The sequence below is a fragment of the Okeania sp. KiyG1 genome, from assembly GCF_014132355.1.
Taxonomy (GTDB): Bacteria; Cyanobacteriota; Cyanobacteriia; order Cyanobacteriales; family Microcoleaceae; genus Okeania.
The window spans coordinates 1-20,128 of sequence record NZ_BLZO01000086.1; the positions used below are offsets into that span (position 1 = coordinate 1).

At 35.6% G+C, this 20,128-nt stretch carries 21 protein-coding genes and 1 CRISPR repeat array (1 of these 22 cut by a window edge); all 21 genes read left to right on the forward strand.

Annotated features, from left to right (window positions below; genetic code table 11):
* The first annotated feature begins 628 nt into the window (after window positions 1–628).
* The 21 genes from SAGCYANO_RS19050 to cas2 all read left to right on the forward strand — a co-directional run bounded on the left by SAGCYANO_RS19050 (window position 629) and on the right by cas2 (window position 16,156).
* Window positions 629–3,172, forward strand: a complete 2,544-nt coding sequence (locus tag SAGCYANO_RS19050) for a CRISPR-associated protein Csc3 (protein ID WP_237396346.1) — start codon at window positions 629–631, stop codon at window positions 3,170–3,172.
* Window positions 3,173–3,900: 728 nt separating this feature from the next.
* Window positions 3,901–4,920, forward strand: coding sequence for a type I-D CRISPR-associated protein Cas7/Csc2 (gene cas7d / locus SAGCYANO_RS19055; protein WP_202221506.1), 1,020 nt, complete (start codon window positions 3,901–3,903; stop codon window positions 4,918–4,920).
* Between the two features lie 222 nt (window positions 4,921–5,142).
* Complete coding sequence (gene cas5d / locus SAGCYANO_RS19060) at window positions 5,143–5,937, forward strand: type I-D CRISPR-associated protein Cas5/Csc1 (protein ID WP_202221507.1); 795 nt, start codon at window positions 5,143–5,145, stop codon at window positions 5,935–5,937.
* Window positions 5,930–6,058 (forward strand): hypothetical protein, encoded by a 129-nt coding sequence (locus SAGCYANO_RS47740; RefSeq protein ID WP_255502603.1) that lies wholly within the window; start codon window positions 5,930–5,932, stop codon window positions 6,056–6,058. Before cas5d ends, SAGCYANO_RS47740 begins: the two co-directional genes overlap by 8 nt.
* Before the next feature lie 191 nt (window positions 6,059–6,249).
* Window positions 6,250–6,378: a hypothetical protein gene (locus SAGCYANO_RS47745; protein WP_255502604.1), complete on the forward strand. Its 129-nt coding sequence runs from the start codon at window positions 6,250–6,252 to the stop codon at window positions 6,376–6,378.
* A gap of 123 nt (window positions 6,379–6,501) precedes the next feature.
* On the forward strand, window positions 6,502–6,630 hold the full coding sequence (locus SAGCYANO_RS47750; RefSeq protein WP_255502605.1) for a hypothetical protein: 129 nt from the start codon (window positions 6,502–6,504) through the stop codon (window positions 6,628–6,630).
* Between the two features lie 306 nt (window positions 6,631–6,936).
* Window positions 6,937–7,065, forward strand: a complete 129-nt coding sequence (locus tag SAGCYANO_RS47755; protein ID WP_255502606.1) for a hypothetical protein — start codon at window positions 6,937–6,939, stop codon at window positions 7,063–7,065.
* Window positions 7,066–7,371: 306 nt separating this feature from the next.
* Entirely contained in the window at window positions 7,372–7,500 is a 129-nt protein-coding gene (locus SAGCYANO_RS47760) for a hypothetical protein (RefSeq protein ID WP_255502606.1), read from the forward strand.
* A gap of 306 nt (window positions 7,501–7,806) precedes the next feature.
* Window positions 7,807–7,935 carry a hypothetical protein gene (locus SAGCYANO_RS47765; RefSeq protein ID WP_255502606.1) on the forward strand — a complete coding sequence of 43 codons (129 nt, stop codon included), beginning with the start codon at window positions 7,807–7,809 and terminating at the stop codon, window positions 7,933–7,935.
* A 55-nt stretch (window positions 7,936–7,990) separates the two neighbouring features.
* Window positions 7,991–8,119, forward strand: coding sequence for a hypothetical protein (locus SAGCYANO_RS47770; RefSeq protein ID WP_255502603.1), 129 nt, complete (start codon window positions 7,991–7,993; stop codon window positions 8,117–8,119).
* Window positions 8,120–8,493: 374 nt separating this feature from the next.
* The gene (locus tag SAGCYANO_RS47775; protein ID WP_255502607.1) at window positions 8,494–8,622 is read left to right on the forward strand and encodes a hypothetical protein; all 129 of its coding nucleotides are present in this window, start codon (window positions 8,494–8,496) and stop codon (window positions 8,620–8,622) included.
* A 55-nt stretch (window positions 8,623–8,677) separates the two neighbouring features.
* Window positions 8,678–8,806 (forward strand): hypothetical protein, encoded by a 129-nt coding sequence (locus tag SAGCYANO_RS47780; RefSeq protein ID WP_255502608.1) that lies wholly within the window; start codon window positions 8,678–8,680, stop codon window positions 8,804–8,806.
* Between the two features lie 306 nt (window positions 8,807–9,112).
* Window positions 9,113–9,241: a hypothetical protein gene (locus SAGCYANO_RS47785; RefSeq protein WP_255502609.1), complete on the forward strand. Its 129-nt coding sequence runs from the start codon at window positions 9,113–9,115 to the stop codon at window positions 9,239–9,241.
* Window positions 9,242–9,365: 124 nt separating this feature from the next.
* Window positions 9,366–9,494, forward strand: coding sequence for a hypothetical protein (locus SAGCYANO_RS47790; RefSeq protein ID WP_255502610.1), 129 nt, complete (start codon window positions 9,366–9,368; stop codon window positions 9,492–9,494).
* A 179-nt stretch (window positions 9,495–9,673) separates the two neighbouring features.
* Window positions 9,674–9,826 carry a hypothetical protein gene (locus SAGCYANO_RS19065; RefSeq protein WP_202221508.1) on the forward strand — a complete coding sequence of 51 codons (153 nt, stop codon included), beginning with the start codon at window positions 9,674–9,676 and terminating at the stop codon, window positions 9,824–9,826.
* 72 nt (window positions 9,827–9,898) lie between these two features.
* Window positions 9,899–11,047: a type I-D CRISPR-associated helicase Cas3' gene (gene cas3, locus SAGCYANO_RS44955; RefSeq protein ID WP_237396348.1), complete on the forward strand. Its 1,149-nt coding sequence runs from the start codon at window positions 9,899–9,901 to the stop codon at window positions 11,045–11,047.
* Window positions 10,999–12,180 carry a hypothetical protein gene (locus SAGCYANO_RS44960; protein ID WP_237396350.1) on the forward strand — a complete coding sequence of 394 codons (1,182 nt, stop codon included), beginning with the start codon at window positions 10,999–11,001 and terminating at the stop codon, window positions 12,178–12,180. The genes cas3 and SAGCYANO_RS44960 overlap by 49 nt, the downstream gene beginning before the upstream one ends.
* Window positions 12,181–12,451: 271 nt before the next feature.
* Window positions 12,452–13,291, forward strand: coding sequence for a CRISPR-associated endoribonuclease Cas6 (gene cas6 / locus SAGCYANO_RS19075; RefSeq protein WP_202221509.1), 840 nt, complete (start codon window positions 12,452–12,454; stop codon window positions 13,289–13,291).
* A gap of 533 nt (window positions 13,292–13,824) precedes the next feature.
* Window positions 13,825–14,418, forward strand: a complete 594-nt coding sequence (gene cas4 / locus SAGCYANO_RS19080) for a CRISPR-associated protein Cas4 (protein WP_202221510.1) — start codon at window positions 13,825–13,827, stop codon at window positions 14,416–14,418.
* A 384-nt stretch (window positions 14,419–14,802) separates the two neighbouring features.
* Entirely contained in the window at window positions 14,803–15,807 is a 1,005-nt protein-coding gene (gene cas1d, locus SAGCYANO_RS19085) for a type I-D CRISPR-associated endonuclease Cas1d (RefSeq protein ID WP_202221511.1), read from the forward strand.
* Window positions 15,808–15,883: 76 nt separating this feature from the next.
* Window positions 15,884–16,156 (forward strand): CRISPR-associated endonuclease Cas2, encoded by a 273-nt coding sequence (gene cas2, locus SAGCYANO_RS19090; RefSeq protein ID WP_202221512.1) that lies wholly within the window; start codon window positions 15,884–15,886, stop codon window positions 16,154–16,156.
* Between the two features lie 264 nt (window positions 16,157–16,420).
* Window positions 16,421–20,128: a CRISPR direct-repeat array (repeat unit 37 nt; unit sequence GTTTAAACATTACAAAATCCCTATTAGGGATTGAAAC); it runs 97 nt beyond the window's last position.

Consider the following 20,128-nt stretch of genomic DNA (forward strand, 5'->3'; position numbering starts at 1 on the left):
ATCGCCTAATGATGTTGCAGTTTGCTCAATAGTCAAAAGCAGAATTGTTTTATGGTGCGATGAAGTAATAATCCTACTCGTACTTTGGCATTACAAGAGGAATTTTTAAATAATTTTACTTCTCTATCTTTTGACGATTCTGCAACTCTTACTTTGGAAGAGTACGCGCTAAATTAGCAGCTTTAGGAACACCAATTGGGCCTTATGATTTACAAATTGCAGCTATAGCTTTGACACACAATTTAATCTTAGTTACCCACAATATTCGAGAATTTTCTCGTGTTGAAGGATTACGCATTGAAGACTGGGAAAATATTAATTAGGGTTTGCTGAAAAAGTCTTTTTAAGGAGTATAAAAATGTACTTATTACTAGCCTTATAATAGAAATATCAATTAATTAGAAGAGAAAGATTTTACAGCCAATAGTCTGAGATATCTGCGATAAATTTTGCATGAAAAAATATCCAGTTTAATAATAGGAAATAAATCAAATGAGACCAAAAAAGGTCTGCTGATAAACAGTCCGCCAAAAAAACATTAGACGAGCAATATTTTAAGGATATTCGACCTATTTTATATGAGTTACACGCTACTCATTATCAGTATGGTTCGAGAAAAGATAAAACTTTGGCAGAACATCTTGATTCGGCTTGTCAATTTGTTTTAACTGTCAGTAAAATCGCGAAAGTTCCAGAGGATAAAAGAAAATTAATTTTAGCTGCAACTGCTGTTCACGATTTGAATAAATTAGATTCATCGGGGCGTAATGTTAAAACTTTGGCTAGAGATAAGGAATTTTTACAAAAGCAACTTGAATTAGCTGGTGTCAAAAGTTTAGTTTCTACGGCGGAAGATTTAGAGTTAGTTCGGCGTTTAATTGAACGACATTCCGGTCATAATGTTAGTGACTCTATGAGGTTTTTTCCTGAAGATGAAGCTATAGAAAAATGGGCTGCTATGTTGGTAGGAGCAGATTTATTTGACTTAGGAATTCCTGAGAAAATCCGAATTCGGAAAGTTGAAAATGAATTGACTGTTGCTCTGGGATATTCCTGTCATTTTTTTCGAGTTAAAGTTGCTCAAGACCAAGGTTATATTACTGCTCTTTTGCTGAGTGCTTGTGAGGAAGTTTTACAAGATTTGGGATTGAATGTTTTGGCTATTTTTCCTGATGGTGCGACTTTTATAGGTGCATCTTGGCCGGAGAAAGATGTTGTTTACAAAATTGCTTCTCGATGGCAAAAAAAGATTGATTTGGTGTTTGGAGGTAATGTTGAAAAACTGGTAAAGGCGACGAAGGATGGTATTAAGATTGATGCTCAAGCAATTCAGTTAAATTTAGAAGAGGCTTTGAGTTGTGTTGAGGCATTATTGGCGAAGAAAAAAGCTGGTTTTAAAATTCAAAAGGTTGAGCAAGATATTAAAAAATGGGGGGATAATGCTGGAGATGATGCAGTGGAAAAAGCTGCAAAGTTAGGATTAACTCCGGTTGGTAATTCTGAAGAATTTGCAATTTCTGAAGGATTAAAAGCTACTTATTTAAGTTATCGAGAAACGGGAATTAGTCCTGGCGAAGTTTGGGATAAAATTGCCGATCGAGTTGGTCTATCTCCAGAACAAAGATTAGCTTTAGAACCTTTTAATTCTCAGTACGGACGATCGCTTTTTGCAGCTAAGGCAATTTCTGGAGGAATTAAGGTTGTAATTAATGCTATTCGCGACTCATTTCAAATGCGAAGAGGAGATTCTCAAGACTCAGAAATAGACATTTCCCAAGAGGCGATCGCTACTGTTTCAAGAATTTTAAATTTACCTAATTCTGCATCTGGAAAAGTTATTAATGATTTGGATGTTTATATTAATACTAATCCACGAAAGCGTAGTTCTTTAGGCACAAGTTTAACTGCGGGGGAGGACTTAATTTCTAGTAATATGCCTCCGGGAACAAAAGTTCAATCTTTTTCAAATCGTTTACCTGGAGGAATGAGTTCTGAACCGAAAAGACAAGCAGATTCTATGACATCTCTTGCCTATCAATTAATGGCAATAGGAGCAAATTTTCCTTCTGTAAATAAACAAGAACCCCTCTATTTACATTTGGCTTTACCATCAGGAAGTAGTCCGGAACTTTTGAGAATTTGGCGAGAATTTTTGAAACAAACGGCAGCCACAAATGCAGAAGAAGGAACGGTAATAGTTGATGAACAACAACTTTATCGAGACAATATTATGGAGTTTAAATCTAATAAAGTTTTCGGTATGGCTTTACCGAAACGCCCTGATTTTATTCACTCAACTGTAGTAATTCCTTTAGTCTGGGGAGATGCTAATAATTCGGTGGCTTTATTAAAATCTTTGCGTTTAAGTTTAGAACTTTCTCTTGCTGCTGAGTTTGGTTTTCCTTTTGTTCTGAGCGGTAATTTAGAAGTAGAATCTAGCAGTGAAATTTATGGAAGAGTCCAAGGAATTACTTCTGCACTTCAACCATTATTAGGAGGCGGACAATATGACCGAGGAAAAGCAATAGAAGTTAGGGAGAAATTGCGATGTATAGGGAATTTGGCTTTTTGTGTTTCTAGTCCGCAAAAAAGAGATGATTGTCTCTATGATTTAGCTCGTGCTGCTCGACGACCTATTGACCTTTATTATGTATTACTGCGTTGGGTTTTGCGGGAGCAGGAAGACCCTAATTTTGAATCAATTTGGAATCGAATTTGTGAACCATTAAAAACTTTGGAGAAGTTAATGAATGAAAAAACTAAACTAACAGAATATTTGAGAGAAGCTGCTCAAATTGCTGAGTCGGCCAAACTACGAGGTAGTTCTTTTAAGCGCACTGCTCAAGCAGAACCTTTTACTGATTTTATGGCAGCAATTCGTAGTCGGAAATCTCATTTACCTTGGGATGTAATTTTTGCCTCTTTAGTTCAGCAATATCATAATCGTTTAGACCGAATTCGGGAGTATGGAGTTGGTGCAACTAAGTATGAAAAAGTCAAAGAATATTATGATGTTTTGCAGAAAATTTTTGAGGAGGTTTATAACTCTCGTGCCGAACGAATTTTAGCTGACAAAAAAACTCTAGAAGCAGCTTATTTATTTTTTTTGCAAGAAGCACGTCAAGAACTGAAACAAGATTCAGAAACCAATACTGAAGAAACAAAATTGTAGGTTGGGTTGAGGAACGAAACCCAACATCTACATCTACATCTACATCTAATTTAACTCTGATAGCTCGAATGATTTTTGATTATTCTCTAAAAATTGATAGCTTTTATTGGTGGGTTACGGTAGATAGATAAATTAATTTTAAATCCTCTAATTTATTTCTGCCTTTTCATGTTGCACTGGCAAAACCAACCACAGATAAATTTCACACTTTTAAATATATAGCAATCAGGAATCAGTTGTGAGAATTGAGATGTTCCTTAAAAGTATAGAATATAGCAATTATTATACTTAGGACTTACGCAGATACGCTATATATAGCGCTCAAAACTATTGTCCAATCGTCTTTGAACTCTATAAATAGTGCCTTTGCGTAAGTGCTGATATTTATATAATCTGTTTTTTTCTTCTTCCCAGATCCCAGATCCCAGATCCGGTGTTCTCTGTTCCCTAAAAGTTTGCAATATCTCACAACTCAAGTCATATTGCTATAGGTTGAGTTAAGGAACGGAACGAAATGAAACCCAACTCAATCAAAATATTTTCGATGATAATTCCAATTAACAAATACAATTCAATTGTTGGGTTTATCCTGCGGATAAGCTCCGCTAACGCTGCCGCTCTACCCAACCTACTCACTCAAATCTTTACCCCTCGTTTTGTTGGGTTTCACTCTCGCTTTAGCCAACCTACAAATTATTACAAATTACAAATTAGGAGAATAATTAATTATGTCTATTGAAAAATTACAACCATTTCTTGCCCCTACTTATGAAAATTTTCCCAAAGGTCGAATGATAGAGTTAGTAATTTTAAGAACTACTAAATCTGAAACTATTTTTAGGACTGAAGGTTCCGGCGAACCAATGTCTAGCGAATTTGTTCAAGCAGGTATTAAAGATACAAATATTATCCCCCGTTTAGTAATGACAAAAAGAAAACAAGTCGCACCAGAAAGACGACGGGGAAGAGAATTTTTAAGAGCGCAAAATTTACTTCATACTAATGACAAAAACAACTCTATTTGTTCCTTAAATACAAATGCTCCCTGTGAAAAGTGCATTGACTGTTTCCTTTATGGTTTTGCTGCGGGGGGAGAAGGTGCTCAAAAAAGTCGAGTTTGGACAGAAGATGCTTTTAGTGTCATACCCGCAACAGAATTAATAGCAGACCGCACCATTAATGCTTTATTTGAAAATGGCACAATGCGAGATGTGAATGGTAAAGCTTCAACTGCACTAAACACCAGCGAATATATTAAACCAGGGGTTCATTTTCTAGATGTGGTTACTCTCAAAGATGTCACTGCTGATGAGCTGCGTTATGTTATCGGAAATATTTTGCTAACTTCCCGATACGGAGCAGTTTCCAGTCGAGTCGGTCGAATGGAAAATGAAATTTTGGCAGTTTTTGGCGGTATTGCCGAACTTCCCAGTTCCCTGGAGTTAGTACAAGCAGTTTATGATGCTTTGCAAAAAATAGGGGAACCCATCGAACATCCTCTACCTGTTGACCCTTTGCTCACCGCAACAAAAGAAATAGTTTCTACTTGGAAAAATAAACGAGGTATCTCCATGCAACTTTCCGAGGATGAGTTAGAAAATTTAATTGCAGATAGCGATCGCCATTGGAGTATGGAAGAGCAAGAAACTTTTCTCCAACGTTTGGATAAGTCTTACGAAACTTTCCGTCAGTACCGACAGAAACGGAAGCGAAAAAAACTAGAGGCAGAAAAAAGTAGGTTGGGTTAAATTTGCGCCATTCGGAGCTTATGCGGAGGATAAACCCAACAATAACATGGAGTTAGGCAGAAACCGAGTTTATCCAGGGAAATTTTGTGATTTGAATAATAGGGAAATAAACCAGTTTTCTTGTTGTTTCTTATTTGAGTGAAAGTTCTTCAAGTAAACCTATAACTACTAATAAACTGATGTTGGGTTTCATTCTTCAACCCAACCTACACCTTAAAAATTATGAAACAACTAGAATTATCTTTAGAACATCTAAACCGTTCCGCAACAAATTTTACTAAAGCTCAACTAATAGAGTTATGGTGTGCCGAACCTATATTTTTTGCCTCCAGGGAACTTTCCGATACCTATTATACAGAGGGGGCGATCGGAAATTACGCCCTTGCTTATGCTATGGGTTGGGCACATTCTAATTATCGTCTCATAGGCAAAGCAACGGGACGACCTACTTATTTAGAAGACTTAGCACCACTAGCACAACAACTATATATATTACCTGCTTGGCCGACGGATGGTAAGGTGTCATTTCGGTTTGAAAGGTTTAATGCTCTGTCTGACTCCTACTGGTTTGCCATGACGAATAACCGAGTGGCAACTGCTCGTGAAGATTTACCTTTGAAGCGCACTGGCAAAAAACCTAATACCTACAGACCGAGTAATTTTCCCCAGACTGGACGGTTGCGGATGATAGAAAGGGGAAATTGTTTTCGGACGTTGGTGTTTGGAGAATGTCAAATTCCTGAATATATTCGTGTGGGTAAATTTATGAGTAAGGTGCGGGTGACTATTTTAGATGAGCTGAAGTTAGTTGCTTTGCCAGTGGACAAGTATGAAACGAGCGCTTATTTTAATGCTGCTGACTTACCGACGGATATTGATTTAATTTCATTCGACTTAATAGCAATGCCTCCTGCTTCTTTAGTCAAAAATCTCAGTTTTCGAGGAGCAGCATGGCAAGTAGGAGAATATATTATTCCGGCTAATTTGAAATTTTTTGCTGGTGGAAATCATGGATAGTCAAAAATTACAAATATGTCTTGAACCGAGAAGTCTTTATATCTGTAACTCGTCCCTGCCAGAATTAGAATTTATGGCAAAAGCTTTGAGAAAAAATCTGAGTTTTCGAGGGTCAGCATGACAAGTAGGAAAATATATTATTCCCGCTCATTTGAAATTTTTTGCTGGTGGAAATCATGGATAGTCAAAAATTACAAATATGCCTCGAACCGAGAAGTCTTAAAATTTGGCGCAGGTGAAACTAATGGATAATCAAAATTTACAAATGTGCCTCGAACCGAGAAGTCTTAAAATTTGGCGCAGGTGGAAATCATGGATCATCAAAAATTGCAAATATGTCTTGAACCGAGAAGTCTTTATATCTGTAACTCGTCCCTGCCAGAATTAGAATTTATGGCAAAAGCTTTGAGAAAAAATCTGAGTTTTCGAGGGTCAGCATGACAAGTAGGAAAATATATTATTCCCGCTCATTTGAAATTTTCTGGAGGTGGAAATCATGGATAGTCAAAAATTACAAATATGCCTCGAACCGAGAAGTCTTAAAATTTGGCGCAGGTGAAACTAATGGATAATCAAAATTTACAAATATGCCTCGAACCGAGAAGTCTTTATATCTGTAACTCGTCCCTGCCAGAATTAGAATTTATGGCAAAAGCTTTGATGAAAAATCTGAGTTTTCTAGGGTCAGCATGACAAGTAGGAGAATATATTATTCCCGCTCATTTGAAATTTTCTGGAGGTGGAAATCATGGATAGTCAAAAATTACAAATATGTCTTGAACCGAGAAGTCTTTATATCTGTAACTCGTCCCTGCCAGAATTAGAATTTATGGCAAAAGCTTTGAGAAAAATCTGAGTTTTCGAGGGTCAGCATGACAAGTAGGAGAATATATTATTCCCGCTCATTTGAAATTTTCTGGAGGTGGAAATCATGGATAGTCAAAAATTACAAATATGCCTCGAACCGAGAAGTCTTAAAATTTGGCGCAGGTGAAACTAATGGATAATCAAAATTTACAAATATGTCTTGAACCGAGAAGTCTTTATATCTGTAACTCGTCCCTGCCAGAATTAGAATTTATGGCAAAAGCTTTGAGAAAAAATCTGAGTTTTCTAGGGTCAGCATGACAAGTAGGAGAATATATTATTCCCGCTCATTTGAAATTTTCTGGAGGTGGAAATCATGGATAGTCAAAAATTACAAATATGTCTTGAACCGAGAAGTCTTTATATCTGTAACTCGTCCCTGCCAGAATTAGAATTTATGGCAAAAGCTTTGAGAAAAATCTGAGTTTTCGAGGGTCAGCATGACAAGTAGGAGAATATATTATTCCCGCTCATTTGAAATTTTCTGGAGGTGGAAATCATGGATAGTCAAAAATTACAAATATGCCTCGAACCGAGAAGTCTTAAAATTTGGCGCAGGTGAAACTAATGGATAATCAAAATTTACAAATATGTCTTGAACCGAGAAGTCTTTATATCTGTAACTCGTCCCTGCCAGAATTAGAATTTATGGCAAAAGCTTTGAGAAAAAATCTGAGTTTTCTAGGGTCAGCATGACAAGTAGGAGAATATATTATTCCCGCTCATTTGAAATTTTCTGGAGGTGGAAATCATGGATAGTCAAAAATTACAAATATGTCTTGAACCGAGAAGTCTTTATATCTGTAACTCGTCCCTGCCAGAATTAGAATTTATGGCAAAAGCTTTGAGAAAAATCTGAGTTTTCGAGGGTCAGCATGACAAGTAGGAGAATATATTATTCCCGCTCATTTGAAATTTTCTGGAGGTGGAAATCATGGATAGTCAAAAATTACAAATATGCCTCGAACCGAGAAGTCTTAAAATTTGGCGCAGGTGAAACTAATGGATAATCAAAATTTACAAATATGTCTTGAACCGAGAAGTCTTTATATCTGTAACTCGTCCCTGCCAGAATTAGAATTTATGGCAAAAGCTTTGAGAAAAAATCTGAGTTTTCTAGGGTCAGCATGACAAGTAGGAGAATATATTATTCCCGCTCATTTGAAATTTTCTGGAGGTGGAAATCATGGATAGTCAAAAATTACAAATATGTCTTGAACCGAGAAGTCTTTATATCTGTAACTCGTCCCTGCCAGAATTAGAATTTATGGCAAAAGCTTTGAGAAAAAATCTGAGTTTTCGAGGGTCAGCATGACAAGTAGGAGAATATATTATTCCCGCTCATTTGAAATTTTGTGGAGGTGGAAATCATGGATAGTCAAAAATTACAAATATGCCTCGAACCGAGAAGTCTTAAAATTTGGCGCAGGTGAAACTAATGGATAATCAAAATTTACAAATGTGCCTCGAACCGAGAAGTCTTTATATCTGTAACTCGTCCCTGCCAGAATTAGAATTTATGGCAAAAGCTTTGATAAAAATCTGAGTTTTCTAGGGTCAGCATGACAAGTAGGAGAATATATTATTCCCGCTCATTTGAAATTTTCTGGAGGTGGAAATCATGGATAGTTAAAAATTACAAATATGCCTCGAACCGAGAAGTCTTAAAATTTGGCGCAGGCGAAACTAATGGATAATCAAAATTTACAAATGTGCCTCGAACCGAGAAGTCTTTATATATGTAATTCATCGCTGCCGGAATTAGAATTTATGGCAAAAGCTTTGATAAAAAATCTGAGTTTTCGAGGGTCAGCATGACAAGTAGGAGAATATATTATTCCCGCTCATTTGAAATTTTCTGGAGGTGGAAATCATGGATAGTCAAAAATTACAAATATGTCTTGAACCGAGAAGTCTTTATATCTGTAACTCGTCCCTGCCAGAATTAGAATTTATGGCAAAAGCTTTGATAAAAAATCTGAGTTTTCGAGGGTCAGCATGACAAGTAGGAGAATATATTATTCCCGCTCATTTGAAATTTTCTGGAGGTGGAAATAATGGATAGTCAAAAATTACAAATATGCCTCGAACCGAGAAGTCTTTATATCTGTAACTCGTCCCTGCCAGAATTAGAATTTATGGCAAAAGCTTTGATAAAAATCTGAGTTTTCGAGGGTCAGCATGACAAGTAGGAAAATATATTATTCCCGCTCATTTGAAATTTTGTGGAGGTGGAAATAATGGATAGTTAAAAATTACAAATATGCCTCGAACCGAGAAGTCTTAAAATTTGGCGCAGGCGAAACTAATGGATAATCAAAATTTACAAATGTGCCTCGAACCGAGAAGTCTTTATATCTGTAACTCGTCCCTGCCAGAATTAGAATTTATGACAAAAGCTTTGATAAAAAATCTGAGTTTTCGAGGGTCAGCATGACAAGTAGGAAAATATATTATTCCCGCTCATTTGAAATTTTTTGCTGGTGGAAATAATGGATAGTCAAAAATTACAAATATGCCTCGAACTGAGAAATTTTAAAATTTTCTGGAGGTGAAAACTAATGGATAGTCAAAATTTACAAATGTGCCTCGAACCGAGAAGTCTTTATATATGTAATTCATCGCTGCCGGAATTAGAATTTATGGCAAAAGCTTTGATAAAAAATCTGAGTTTTCTAGGGTCAGCATGACAAGTAGGAGAATATATTATTCCCGCTCATTTGAAATTTTGTGGAGGTCATTTCAGTTATCAGTGAGCAGTTATCAGTTATCAGTACCTCCGACTAAAGTTGGAGGCTAATACTGAATTGAATATTTTTTTCATCCCCTTAAAAGAGGAGGCTTGGGATATCATTTTTTGGTAGAAACAATGGATAATCAAAATTTACAAATATGCCTCGAACCGAGAAGTATTTCTGCTTGTAATTCTTTACCGCCAGAATTGAAATTTATGGGGAAAGCTGTACAGTTATCAGTTATCAGTTATCAGTTATCAGTAACTTCGGTTTTAGTCGGAGGCTGAAAATATTGAATTGAATATTTTTTTCATCCCTTTAAAAGGGGAGGCTTGGGAACTCATTTTTTGGTAGAAACAATGGATCATCAAAATTTACAAATATTGCTCGAAGCGAGAAGTATTTCTGCTTGTAATTCTTTACCGCCAGAATTGCAATTTATGGAAAAAGCTTTACAGCATCAAGTAGATGTTTTTGAAGAATCTCGTAACCATGACATTATTCTTGACTTAGCTCCTACTGGCACTGGTAAAACTAATGCTGGTTTGTCAGTTCTTTTGCATCAACCTCAGAAAACTGCCGTTTATATTGCTCCGACCAATGCATTAATAACTCAGCAAGCTGAAGCAGCAAAAAAATTTGTCCGAGAATCTGGTTTACCTCATTTAGTTATATCAGCTTCTGCTAGAGAAGTTAGGTCTTGGCCCGATAATAAGGTCGGCAAACGTAGGGGAGAAAAACTTTATAACTTGCTCCGAGAACCAACAACTATTTTTCCGGAAGTGGGAGGAAATAGACCGATTTTATTGGTGACGAATCCTGATATTTTCTACTACGCAACTTTTTTTGCATATAATCAGCTAGATAGGGGAAATATTGCCAGTCAATTTTATAGTAAGTTTGCCACAGTAATTTTTGATGAGTTTCATTTATATAATGCCAAGCAGTTAGTAAGTTTACTTTTTTATCTGGCTCTTTCTCACATTTTTGGTTTTTTTAAACACGGACGAAAAATCGTTTTATTAACTGCCACTCCCGAACCTGCTTGTGAAAAGGCATTAGAAACTTTGGAAAAATCGGGAGTTAGAATTATCAGAATAAATGGAGAGGAAAGTCAAGCTAATTTATTGCCTTCTCAAACTTCTGTAAATTTGGAAATTCGACCCCAATTGGAAAAAGATGAATGGTTAACAGAATTAGCCAAAGAAGTTGTCAAACGTTATCGAGAAAAGCCAGAAGAAAATGGGGCAGTAGTCTTAGACTCAAAAGATACAATTAATCGTTTGAGAGATTTATTAATTGCCCAAGGTTTAGAAGAAAAATTTGGCAGAATTACAGGTTCGACTCCATTTTCAGAAAGGTTAAAATCTGCTAACCGTCAAATAATTTTGGCAACTAATACAGTAGATGTCGGCTTTAACTTTGAAAAAAACCCTTCACCCACTAGGCAAAATTTAGATTGGTTAATTTTTCCGCAAGAGACCGCTTTTCTTTTTGGCAAAGAATAGGTAGAGTCGGCAGAATTTTAGGCAAGTCCGAAACAGATATTTCTTCAGAAGCGATCGCTTACTTACCTGCTCAAGCTTGGGAACAAGATATTACTTCTTTAGATTTTTCTGGAGGGAGAAAAGCTCTGACTGAAATGTTAGAAAATTTGAGTTGTCTTGACCGACCTTTTTTAGAAATTTATTGGCGTTCGGAAGCCTTTTTAGAAATAGCTCGACCTCTCCTAGAGTTAGAGGAAAGTTTACAAAATTTGCCACAGATTAAAGTTATTGCTCGACTTTATAGAACCATGCAATCTCTTTTCAGAGGTAAGCGAGATTGGAATTATTATCGTGGTCGGATGAAAGCTTTAAAAGGTGCAGAAGATATTGCTGAAAAGTCTCTCAAAGAAATTCAAAAAGGATGGAAATATATCAAGGGTGGTCAAGCCTTCGTCAGAACTTTCATCAAAGCTAATTATCCTGATGAATGGGAAAATTTTCAGGCAGGTTATACAAAAATAGAAGACTACGAAAACTATTTTCAAGAAAATATAGAAGCTGCCAAAGAATTAAAACAATTTGCTGAAATTTGGCAAGCTAGTTATGCTCCAATTTTTCAATTTCGAGATAGTTTGTTTGAGAGTTTAAATATTCGCGACCCCAAAGGTTTTTTATTAGACGAATCAGACGAAACAGTTTTAGAACCTTTTCATCTTTTACGATTTTATGAATTTGTTGAAGATGGAGAATTTGTCCAACTTATTAGTCGTGCTAAAAATATCTATCAATTAAATTTTTATCTGCGATATAATGGTACTGCTGAAGAATTCAAAAATCACGAACTGAACAAATTAACCGCTTGGGAAAACTGTCGAATAGAACGTCGAATAAATGAAGCAATTTCTCCCACTCCCTTGCTCAAACAACTAGAAACAAAATTGTTACCTGGAGTAATAATTAATAAGACAGCTAATATGTGGATAATCATTCAACTCCAAAGAAAAGGAGTTTCCTCATATCCCATTTTTGTCTCCTGCGATGACTTTGAAAAAGAATATACTTTCTTCCCCGGTTTAACAGGTATTCTTAGCATTGCCATGTATGGTCATGTAATTAAACTTGAAGATGGAGAAGATTTTTATATTGCTGGTTAAAAATGTAGGTTGGGTTGAGGAACGTTAGCGCAGCTTATCCGAAGGATAAACCCAACATCTAATTTAATTCTGATAAAATGTTCTTTATTCTTGTCTGAAATTTCATACTTTTTATTGGTGGGTTACGGCAGATAGATCAATTAATTTTCAACAACCTAAATTATCTCCGCCTAACCCACTCTACAGAAATTTAACTTTTAATTTTGACTTTTAACTTCCGTCTAATCTTACTTTTGACTTTTGACTTTTAACTTTTAACTTTTAACTTCCAATGCCCTATAGTCTTGTCCTAAATCTAATACCAAAATCTCCTATTCCTACCGGATACCTAACAGGTAGACATCTCCATGCTTTGTTCTTAACTTTAGTTAGTTCAGTCGATAGAAATTTAGGCGATCGCCTCCATGAAGCTACTGGTAATAAACCTTTTACTGTTAGTCCTTTACAAACTAAAAAACCCTCCTCAAAAAGTCGCAAGCATACCCTCCAATGGCAACATAAAAAATTTATTCCAGCAAATACTAATTGTTGGTGGCGCATATCCCTTTTAGACGATAATTTATTCGGCGAATTAACTCAACTTTGGCTGAATATTAATCCCGACCAACCTTGGCATTTAGGTCCGGCAAATTTAAACATTATTAGTATTCTTAGTACGCCTAAATCCAATCGACCTTGGGTAACTTCTTTTTCTTATCAAGAAATCTATGAAAATGCTTCTGATTCTCAGAGAATTATTACTTTAAATTTTGCTACTCCTACTTGTTTTCGACAAGGCAGTTATGATACGCCGATGCCAACTAAAGATTGTGTCTTTAATTCTCTGTTAAATCGTTGGGATAAATATAGTGGGATGGAATTTTTTGAAATTCCACTTGAATCTATTTATCCAAGTTATCTGGATATTAATACAGAAATTGTTACTGATTCTAGAAGTAAATTTATTGGCGTTATCGGTGAGGTTAGTTATCGAATTTTTGGGGATATTGAACCAGAGAAAATTAAACAAATAAATGCTTTAGCTGACTTTGCTATTTATTGTGGTTTAGGAAGAAAAACCCCTATGGGTATGGGAATGACGAGGAGGAGGAGTAGGGAAGTGGGGGAGTAGGGAAGTAGGGAAGTAGGGGAGTAGGGGAGTAGGGGAGTAGGGGAGTAGGGGAGTAGGGGAGAGAGGGAGTGTAGGAAGTGTGGGGAGTAGGGGAGAAGTAAAAATATGAATAATTAATATGCTACGAACTAATAATTCTTAAAAAGGTTATTCAGCAAGAAATAGTTTGTTATTTTCTCTATTTAGACTCGCAATGACAGAAAAATTCTCGATAAATTAAGTCTGAATATCTACTAAGTTCCCATGCAAAATTAATTCCCGAATAATTAATTCCCGAATAATTAATAATTAATAATTAAATAATTCGCGCCTTGAAGCCTCCCCTTTTAAGGGGAAATAAATAAATAAATAATATTTCCTTATATTCAATCCTCTCGGTTTTAACCAGAGGTAATTATCAATTATCCATTATCAATTATCCATTATCCATTAATGAAACATCTTATTTACTTCCTGTTCCCTAATCCCTGTTTCCTTTCTCAACCAGAAAATTACTAAAAGTACGACTACTTATTAAAATTTGAGGTTTTTTTATGCAAAATACTGATTATGTTCCAATTGCTGCTTTGAATCAATATAGTTATTGCCCACATCGTTTTTGGCGGATGTTTTGTGCTGGAGAATTTGTGGATAATCAATACACAATTGAAGGTACAACTTTACATGACCGGGTTCATACTTTAGGTGAAGAAAACCGGGAAGATGTTTGGCAAGTTCGTGCTGTTTGGTTAAAGTCAGAAAAATATAAATTAATCGGCAAATCAGATTTAATCGAAGCTGAAAATGGAGAGTTTTTTCCAGTGGAATATAAACGGGGAAAAAAAGGAAAATGGGATAATGATGAATTACAAGTTTGCGCTCAAGCTTTGTGTTTAGAAGAGATGACCGGGAAAAATATTAATACTGGTTATATCTATTATGCTGAATCTCATCGTCGGCAACTTGTAGAAATTTCCACAGAATTAAGAAACCAGGCGATCGCTACTATTTCTGATGTGTTGAAGTTATGGGAGTCGGGAATTATACCTCTGGCAATTTATAGTACTCGTTGTCGTGGTTGTAGTCTTTTTTCTCAATGTTTACCTCTGGCAAATGAGCGGGTAAATAAATATCTAGAAGAAGCTTAAATGTAGGTTGATTTGAGGGACAAAACCCAACATTCAAGCCCCCTAAATCCCCCAATCTTGGGGGACTTTTAGAAGCAATAGATAGACTCTTGTTCCCCCCAAAGTTGGGGGGCTAGGGGGGCAAAATTCCCCAAAGTTTAAATGTAGGTTGGGTAGAGGGACGTTAGCCAAGCTTATCCTTAGGATAAACCCAACATTCAAGCCCCCTAAATCCCCCAATCTTGGGGGACTTTTAGAAGCAAATAGATTCTTGTTCCCCCCAAAATTGGGGGGCTAGGGGGGCAAAATTAAGTATCAAAAAACTTTTCAGATATCCTCTGAATACCTGATGAATGATAACTAATAACTAATAACTGATAACTAACAACTAATAACTGAAAAAAAATGGGAACTACTTACATCACTAATGAAGATGCTTTTATCGGCAAAAATGATGAACGTTTAATCGTCAAAGCCGATAAACAAAAACTTTTAGATATACCATTAATTAAAGTAGATGGTGTTGTCGTTTTAGGTCGAGCTACTGTTTCTCCAGCAGTAGTAATGGAATTATTATCGCGACAACTTCCTTTATCTTTTCTAACAGCTAATGGCAAATATTTAGGCAGACTAGAACCGGAAATGACTAAAAATATTTTCGTTCGTTCCGCTCAATGGAAAGCTGCTGGAAAATCTGAACAAGCTGTTCATGCTGTTAAAGGTTTTGTTAGGGGAAAATTGAAGAATTATCGGAATATTTTATTGCGTCGGCAAAGAGAATCTTCCGAATTAGATTTCCAGCTACCTTTGAAAAAAATAGATGGAGCGATCGCCCCAATTAATTCTACTAACAATATAGATTCTTTACGGGGATTAGAAGGTGCTGGTAGTGCCACTTATTTTGGCTGTTTTAATCAATTAATTAAAGGGTCAGATTTTACCTTTGAAGCTCGGAGACGTCGCCCCCCTACAGACCCAGTTAATTCCCTATTAAGTTTGGGTTATGCTTTGTTGCGCCATGACGTACAAAGTGCCGTAAATATTGTTGGTTTCGATCCTTATTTGGGGTATTTACATTATGAACGTTATGGTCGTCCTTCCTTAGCTTTAGATTTGATGGAAGAGTTTCGTCCGTTGGTAGTAGATATGGTAGTTTTTTCTGCTGTAAATAAACGGACTTTAACTGCCGAAGATTTTACAACTGAACCTATAAGTGGAGCAGTTTCTTTGACCAAAGATGGGTTGAAAAAATTCCTGACTTTATATGAAAAAAGGAAGCAGTTTAAGTTTAAACACCCAGTAATGCAACGTCAATATACTTACCGAGAAGCTTTTGAAGTTCAGGCACGGTTGTTGGCTAAATATTTGATGGGAGAAACTGACCAATATCCACCTTTAATTATGCGTTAGATTTTTCCTGGTTTTCTACCTCAGTTTTTTTCGCTAAAACTGGGGTTTGATTGTTGATTTTGAGGAGATAATTTTTATGTATGTGGTTGTTTGTTATGATGTTTCTGATGATAAACGTCGGACAAAAATTCATAATATTTTAAAGTCTTATGGTCAGTGGATGCAGTATAGTATTTTTGAGTGTGATTTAACTCAGACTCAATATGCTAAATTGCGGGGTCGTTTGTCTAAATTGCTGAAGGCCCAGGAAGATAATATTCGTTTTTATTTTCTATGCCAATGTTGTCAGGGAAAAGTAGAACGGATTGGTGGGCCAGAGGTGAGGGACGATACTATATTTTTTGTTTAGAAATTAGATATAAATGCGACGATCGGTAGCTGTAGAAATTGAGAGGGAGAAAATAATGGCTGAAATTAAGTCTGGAAAAGGGTTTGATTTGTGTGGAGGGTTAGAGGCGATCGTCGCAAATTCTCTATTGCCTGTCTGGCGGGGGTTTTGGCAAAATACCTTTGTTTGGATATTGCAAATTTTTGATGGATTATGTTATTCTTTAGTAGATGGTCGCAATCGAACCTTGAAAACTAAATATGGTAAGGGTTCTAAAATCCTGCGGTTTAAACATTACAAAATCCCTATTAGGGATTGAAACAGACCCCGATGAGTGCATCTTTGTGGTGATTAATGTTTAAACATTACAAAATCCCTATTAGGGATTGAAACTAGGATTAGGCGAACCTGCCCATCGCTAACAGCGTTTAAACATTACAAAATCCCTATTAGGGATTGAAACTAATTTGTAACTATTCAATTTATCGTCATCTTTTAGTTTAAACATTACAAAATCCCTATTAGGGATTGAAACGAATCCAATCAGAAGGAACCCAATCACCGAACAAATGTTTAAACATTACAAAATCCCTATTAGGGATTGAAACTTCGACGATTTGTCCTAAAAAAGATGCAGCATTGAGTTTAAACATTACAAAATCCCTATTAGGGATTGAAACTTCTTCAATGTAGTTAGTTATGAATTTTTCTTCTGGTTTAAACATTACAAAATCCCTATTAGGGATTGAAACCCTAATAACTCAGGAATGAAATCACTGATTGGTTTAAACATTACAAAATCCCTATTAGGGATTGAAACGATCTGAATCTTCATCTACAAACACGCGCTACAGTAAGTTTAAACATTACAAAATCCCTATTAGGGATTGAAACAAGTTGAGTGCAAGAAAAAAGCTATTGAATTTGTAATCAAGTTTAAACATTACAAAATCCCTATTAGGGATTGAAACCTACAATGATTTGAGTTTGCAATCTTAACAATTGTACTCAAGTTTAAACATTACAAAATCCCTATTAGGGATTGAAACAAGCTCTGCCTTCTGAGGAGTAATATTCGTAGTGTAATTGTTTAAACATTACAAAATCCCTATTAGGGATTGAAACATCACTCTTTTAATGGCATTACTAATTCCCTGTTTAAACATTACAAAATCCCTATTAGGGATTGAAACTAGTAATTTAAGCGATCGCCTAATTCTTTGCCCAGTTTAAACATTACAAAATCCCTATTAGGGATTGAAACTATCTCGAAGTTGATAGAGGATCAAATCTTCCATGTTTAAACATTACAAAATCCCTATTAGGGATTGAAACTTGTTATTTTTGCTTACCCTTCTGATATTTTCGTTTAAACATTACAAAATCCCTATTAGGGATTGAAACATCTCCTATCTCATCATCTTTGAAAGACCTACCTGAGTTTAAACATTACAAAATCCCTATTAGGGATTGAAACAGATAGGGGGTAAATTAGTAAATTCTTGCTCAAGTTTAAACATTACAAAATCCCTATTAGGGATTGAAACAGCAATTCCTCCCCCCCATAATTTGGTATATCTAGTTTAAACATTACAAAATCCCTATTAGGGATTGAAACAAAGGTATATCAAACGGAGAGGTGTTCTTTACTGGGTTTAAACATTACAAAATCCCTATTAGGGATTGAAACAAATTGATTGAAAATATCAATGCAATAGCCTCTCGTTTAAACATTACAAAATCCCTATTAGGGATTGAAACATTGTTGCTCCATTGACGTGCCCCAAATCATCCCTGTTTAAACATTACAAAATCCCTATTAGGGATTGAAACGAATTTTACTGAACTGTTTTCATGCATGGAATCAGTTTAAACATTACAAAATCCCTATTAGGGATTGAAACTACCTTCAAACATCCCGAGGCATAGTCCCTCATTGTTTAAACATTACAAAATCCCTATTAGGGATTGAAACCATAGAGAGCATTAATAGTATTTTCAATCTCCTTGTTTAAACATTACAAAATCCCTATTAGGGATTGAAACTGGCTGAGGATTCCTTTTAAGGCTCAAATGTGCCCAGTTTAAACATTACAAAATCCCTATTAGGGATTGAAACACTCCCACTATATCCAGTATTTTTGATATCACCTGTTTAAACATTACAAAATCCCTATTAGGGATTGAAACATAGTTCCTGATTGTGTTTTAGTCCGTCGTGAAAGTTTAAACATTACAAAATCCCTATTAGGGATTGAAACATGCACAATTATAGAAGAACCAGCATGCTCAAACAGTTTAAACATTACAAAATCCCTATTAGGGATTGAAACAAACACTGGACCTGCTTTTAGTGAAGATGATCCTGTTTAAACATTACAAAATCCCTATTAGGGATTGAAACAGAATAATAACTTTCTCTCCCCTGCTTCTGCGGATTTAAATCAGTTTAAACATTACAAAATCCCTATTAGGGATTGAAACGAGTGTATGTTCTCTGGCCCTACCAAAGCAACCGCTGTTTAAACATTACAAAATCCCTATTAGGGATTGAAACGGAGCTGTAGGGACTGCTTTGGGTAGTCTAGGGGCGTTTAAACATTACAAAATCCCTATTAGGGATTGAAACACTGGCAGAACAGATTTACAGAAGTACTTAGAGCGTTTAAACATTACAAAATCCCTATTAGGGATTGAAACGATGCTGTTGTCTTGAAAAGTGAAGTATCAAATCAGTTTAAACATTACAAAATCCCTATTAGGGATTGAAACGTGTGACGACTAGACAGTTCACTAGACAGTGAGAATAGTTTAAACATTACAAAATCCCTATTAGGGATTGAAACTTGCTTCTTTTCTGACAATGACAAGAAAAAGAAAAGTTTAAACATTACAAAATCCCTATTAGGGATTGAAACATATTGAAGTAGTTATTATTAGGAGTGAAATTATTATGGGTTTAAACATTACAAAATCCCTATTAGGGATTGAAACTGATAGAACTTGGAACTGATAGCCATTTTTCCAGGTTTAAACATTACAAAATCCCTATTAGGGATTGAAACCAATAGGTCTTGACTGCAACTCCTTTCCTCACAATATGTTTAAACATTACAAAATCCCTATTAGGGATTGAAACCCAATTAACTAAATAGTAGTCTGTTTGACAGGCTAGTTTAAACATTACAAAATCCCTATTAGGGATTGAAACAAAAGGGGCGACTCAATTAAAACTATTTGATACTGTTTAAACATTACAAAATCCCTATTAGGGATTGAAACTGCGGGTGGTGTGATGGTGAAAGAATCTGCCAAGAAGTTTAAACATTACAAAATCCCTATTAGGGATTGAAACTAAGAACCAACTATTCTCAGCAGCTTGCTGAAGTTGCTGTTTAAACATTACAAAATCCCTATTAGGGATTGAAACTTGCTGAATTGTCAGCACTTTCCAGGCTGGCATTGTTTAAACATTACAAAATCCCTATTAGGGATTGAAACCTGATATCACTGATTTTAAGACCTCGGTTTTTCCTGTTTAAACATTACAAAATCCCTATTAGGGATTGAAACCTTGGAGGCTTTTCATGCAAAGACAATAGCCTATAGTTTAAACATTACAAAATCCCTATTAGGGATTGAAACATTAGCCATTTCAAAGATTCTTTTTCTGATATATGTTTAAACATTACAAAATCCCTATTAGGGATTGAAACTTCAAGAATAAAGAATAGTGTGCTTGTGTAGCCTTGTTTAAACATTACAAAATCCCTATTAGGGATTGAAACCAGATAAGCCTGAATTTTTAAACATAGTAAAGTACAGAGTTTAAACATTACAAAATCCCTATTAGGGATTGAAACATTAACAGCACAAATTGACGAAAATTTGTAATAATTTCAAGTTCTGTTTAAACATTACAAAATCCCTATTAGGGATTGAAACAGTAAGAGAGAAGCTCAATATATATTCATGTATATCGTTTAAACATTA

What these genes read in the sequence shown, in the direction of transcription:
- cas7d (WP_202221506.1), top strand. Translation starts at nt 3,901, where the DNA reads ATGTCTATTGAAAAATTACAACCATTTCTTGCCCCTACTTATGAAAAT.
- cas5d (WP_202221507.1), top strand. Translation starts at nt 5,143, where the DNA reads ATGAAACAACTAGAATTATCTTTAGAACATCTAAACCGTTCCGCAACA.
- SAGCYANO_RS47740 (WP_255502603.1), top strand. Translation starts at nt 5,930, where the DNA reads ATGGATAGTCAAAAATTACAAATATGTCTTGAACCGAGAAGTCTTTAT.
- SAGCYANO_RS47745 (WP_255502604.1), top strand. Translation starts at nt 6,250, where the DNA reads ATGGATCATCAAAAATTGCAAATATGTCTTGAACCGAGAAGTCTTTAT.
- SAGCYANO_RS47750 (WP_255502605.1), top strand. Translation starts at nt 6,502, where the DNA reads ATGGATAATCAAAATTTACAAATATGCCTCGAACCGAGAAGTCTTTAT.
- SAGCYANO_RS47755 (WP_255502606.1), top strand. Translation starts at nt 6,937, where the DNA reads ATGGATAATCAAAATTTACAAATATGTCTTGAACCGAGAAGTCTTTAT.
- SAGCYANO_RS47760 (WP_255502606.1), top strand. Translation starts at nt 7,372, where the DNA reads ATGGATAATCAAAATTTACAAATATGTCTTGAACCGAGAAGTCTTTAT.
- SAGCYANO_RS47765 (WP_255502606.1), top strand. Translation starts at nt 7,807, where the DNA reads ATGGATAATCAAAATTTACAAATATGTCTTGAACCGAGAAGTCTTTAT.
- SAGCYANO_RS47770 (WP_255502603.1), top strand. Translation starts at nt 7,991, where the DNA reads ATGGATAGTCAAAAATTACAAATATGTCTTGAACCGAGAAGTCTTTAT.
- SAGCYANO_RS47775 (WP_255502607.1), top strand. Translation starts at nt 8,494, where the DNA reads ATGGATAATCAAAATTTACAAATGTGCCTCGAACCGAGAAGTCTTTAT.
- SAGCYANO_RS47780 (WP_255502608.1), top strand. Translation starts at nt 8,678, where the DNA reads ATGGATAGTCAAAAATTACAAATATGTCTTGAACCGAGAAGTCTTTAT.
- SAGCYANO_RS47785 (WP_255502609.1), top strand. Translation starts at nt 9,113, where the DNA reads ATGGATAATCAAAATTTACAAATGTGCCTCGAACCGAGAAGTCTTTAT.
- SAGCYANO_RS47790 (WP_255502610.1), top strand. Translation starts at nt 9,366, where the DNA reads ATGGATAGTCAAAATTTACAAATGTGCCTCGAACCGAGAAGTCTTTAT.
- SAGCYANO_RS19065 (WP_202221508.1), top strand. Translation starts at nt 9,674, where the DNA reads ATGGATAATCAAAATTTACAAATATGCCTCGAACCGAGAAGTATTTCT.
- cas3 (WP_237396348.1), top strand. Translation starts at nt 9,899, where the DNA reads ATGGATCATCAAAATTTACAAATATTGCTCGAAGCGAGAAGTATTTCT.
- cas6 (WP_202221509.1), top strand. Translation starts at nt 12,452, where the DNA reads ATGCCCTATAGTCTTGTCCTAAATCTAATACCAAAATCTCCTATTCCT.
- cas4 (WP_202221510.1), top strand. Translation starts at nt 13,825, where the DNA reads ATGCAAAATACTGATTATGTTCCAATTGCTGCTTTGAATCAATATAGT.
- cas1d (WP_202221511.1), top strand. Translation starts at nt 14,803, where the DNA reads ATGGGAACTACTTACATCACTAATGAAGATGCTTTTATCGGCAAAAAT.
- cas2 (WP_202221512.1), top strand. Translation starts at nt 15,884, where the DNA reads ATGTATGTGGTTGTTTGTTATGATGTTTCTGATGATAAACGTCGGACA.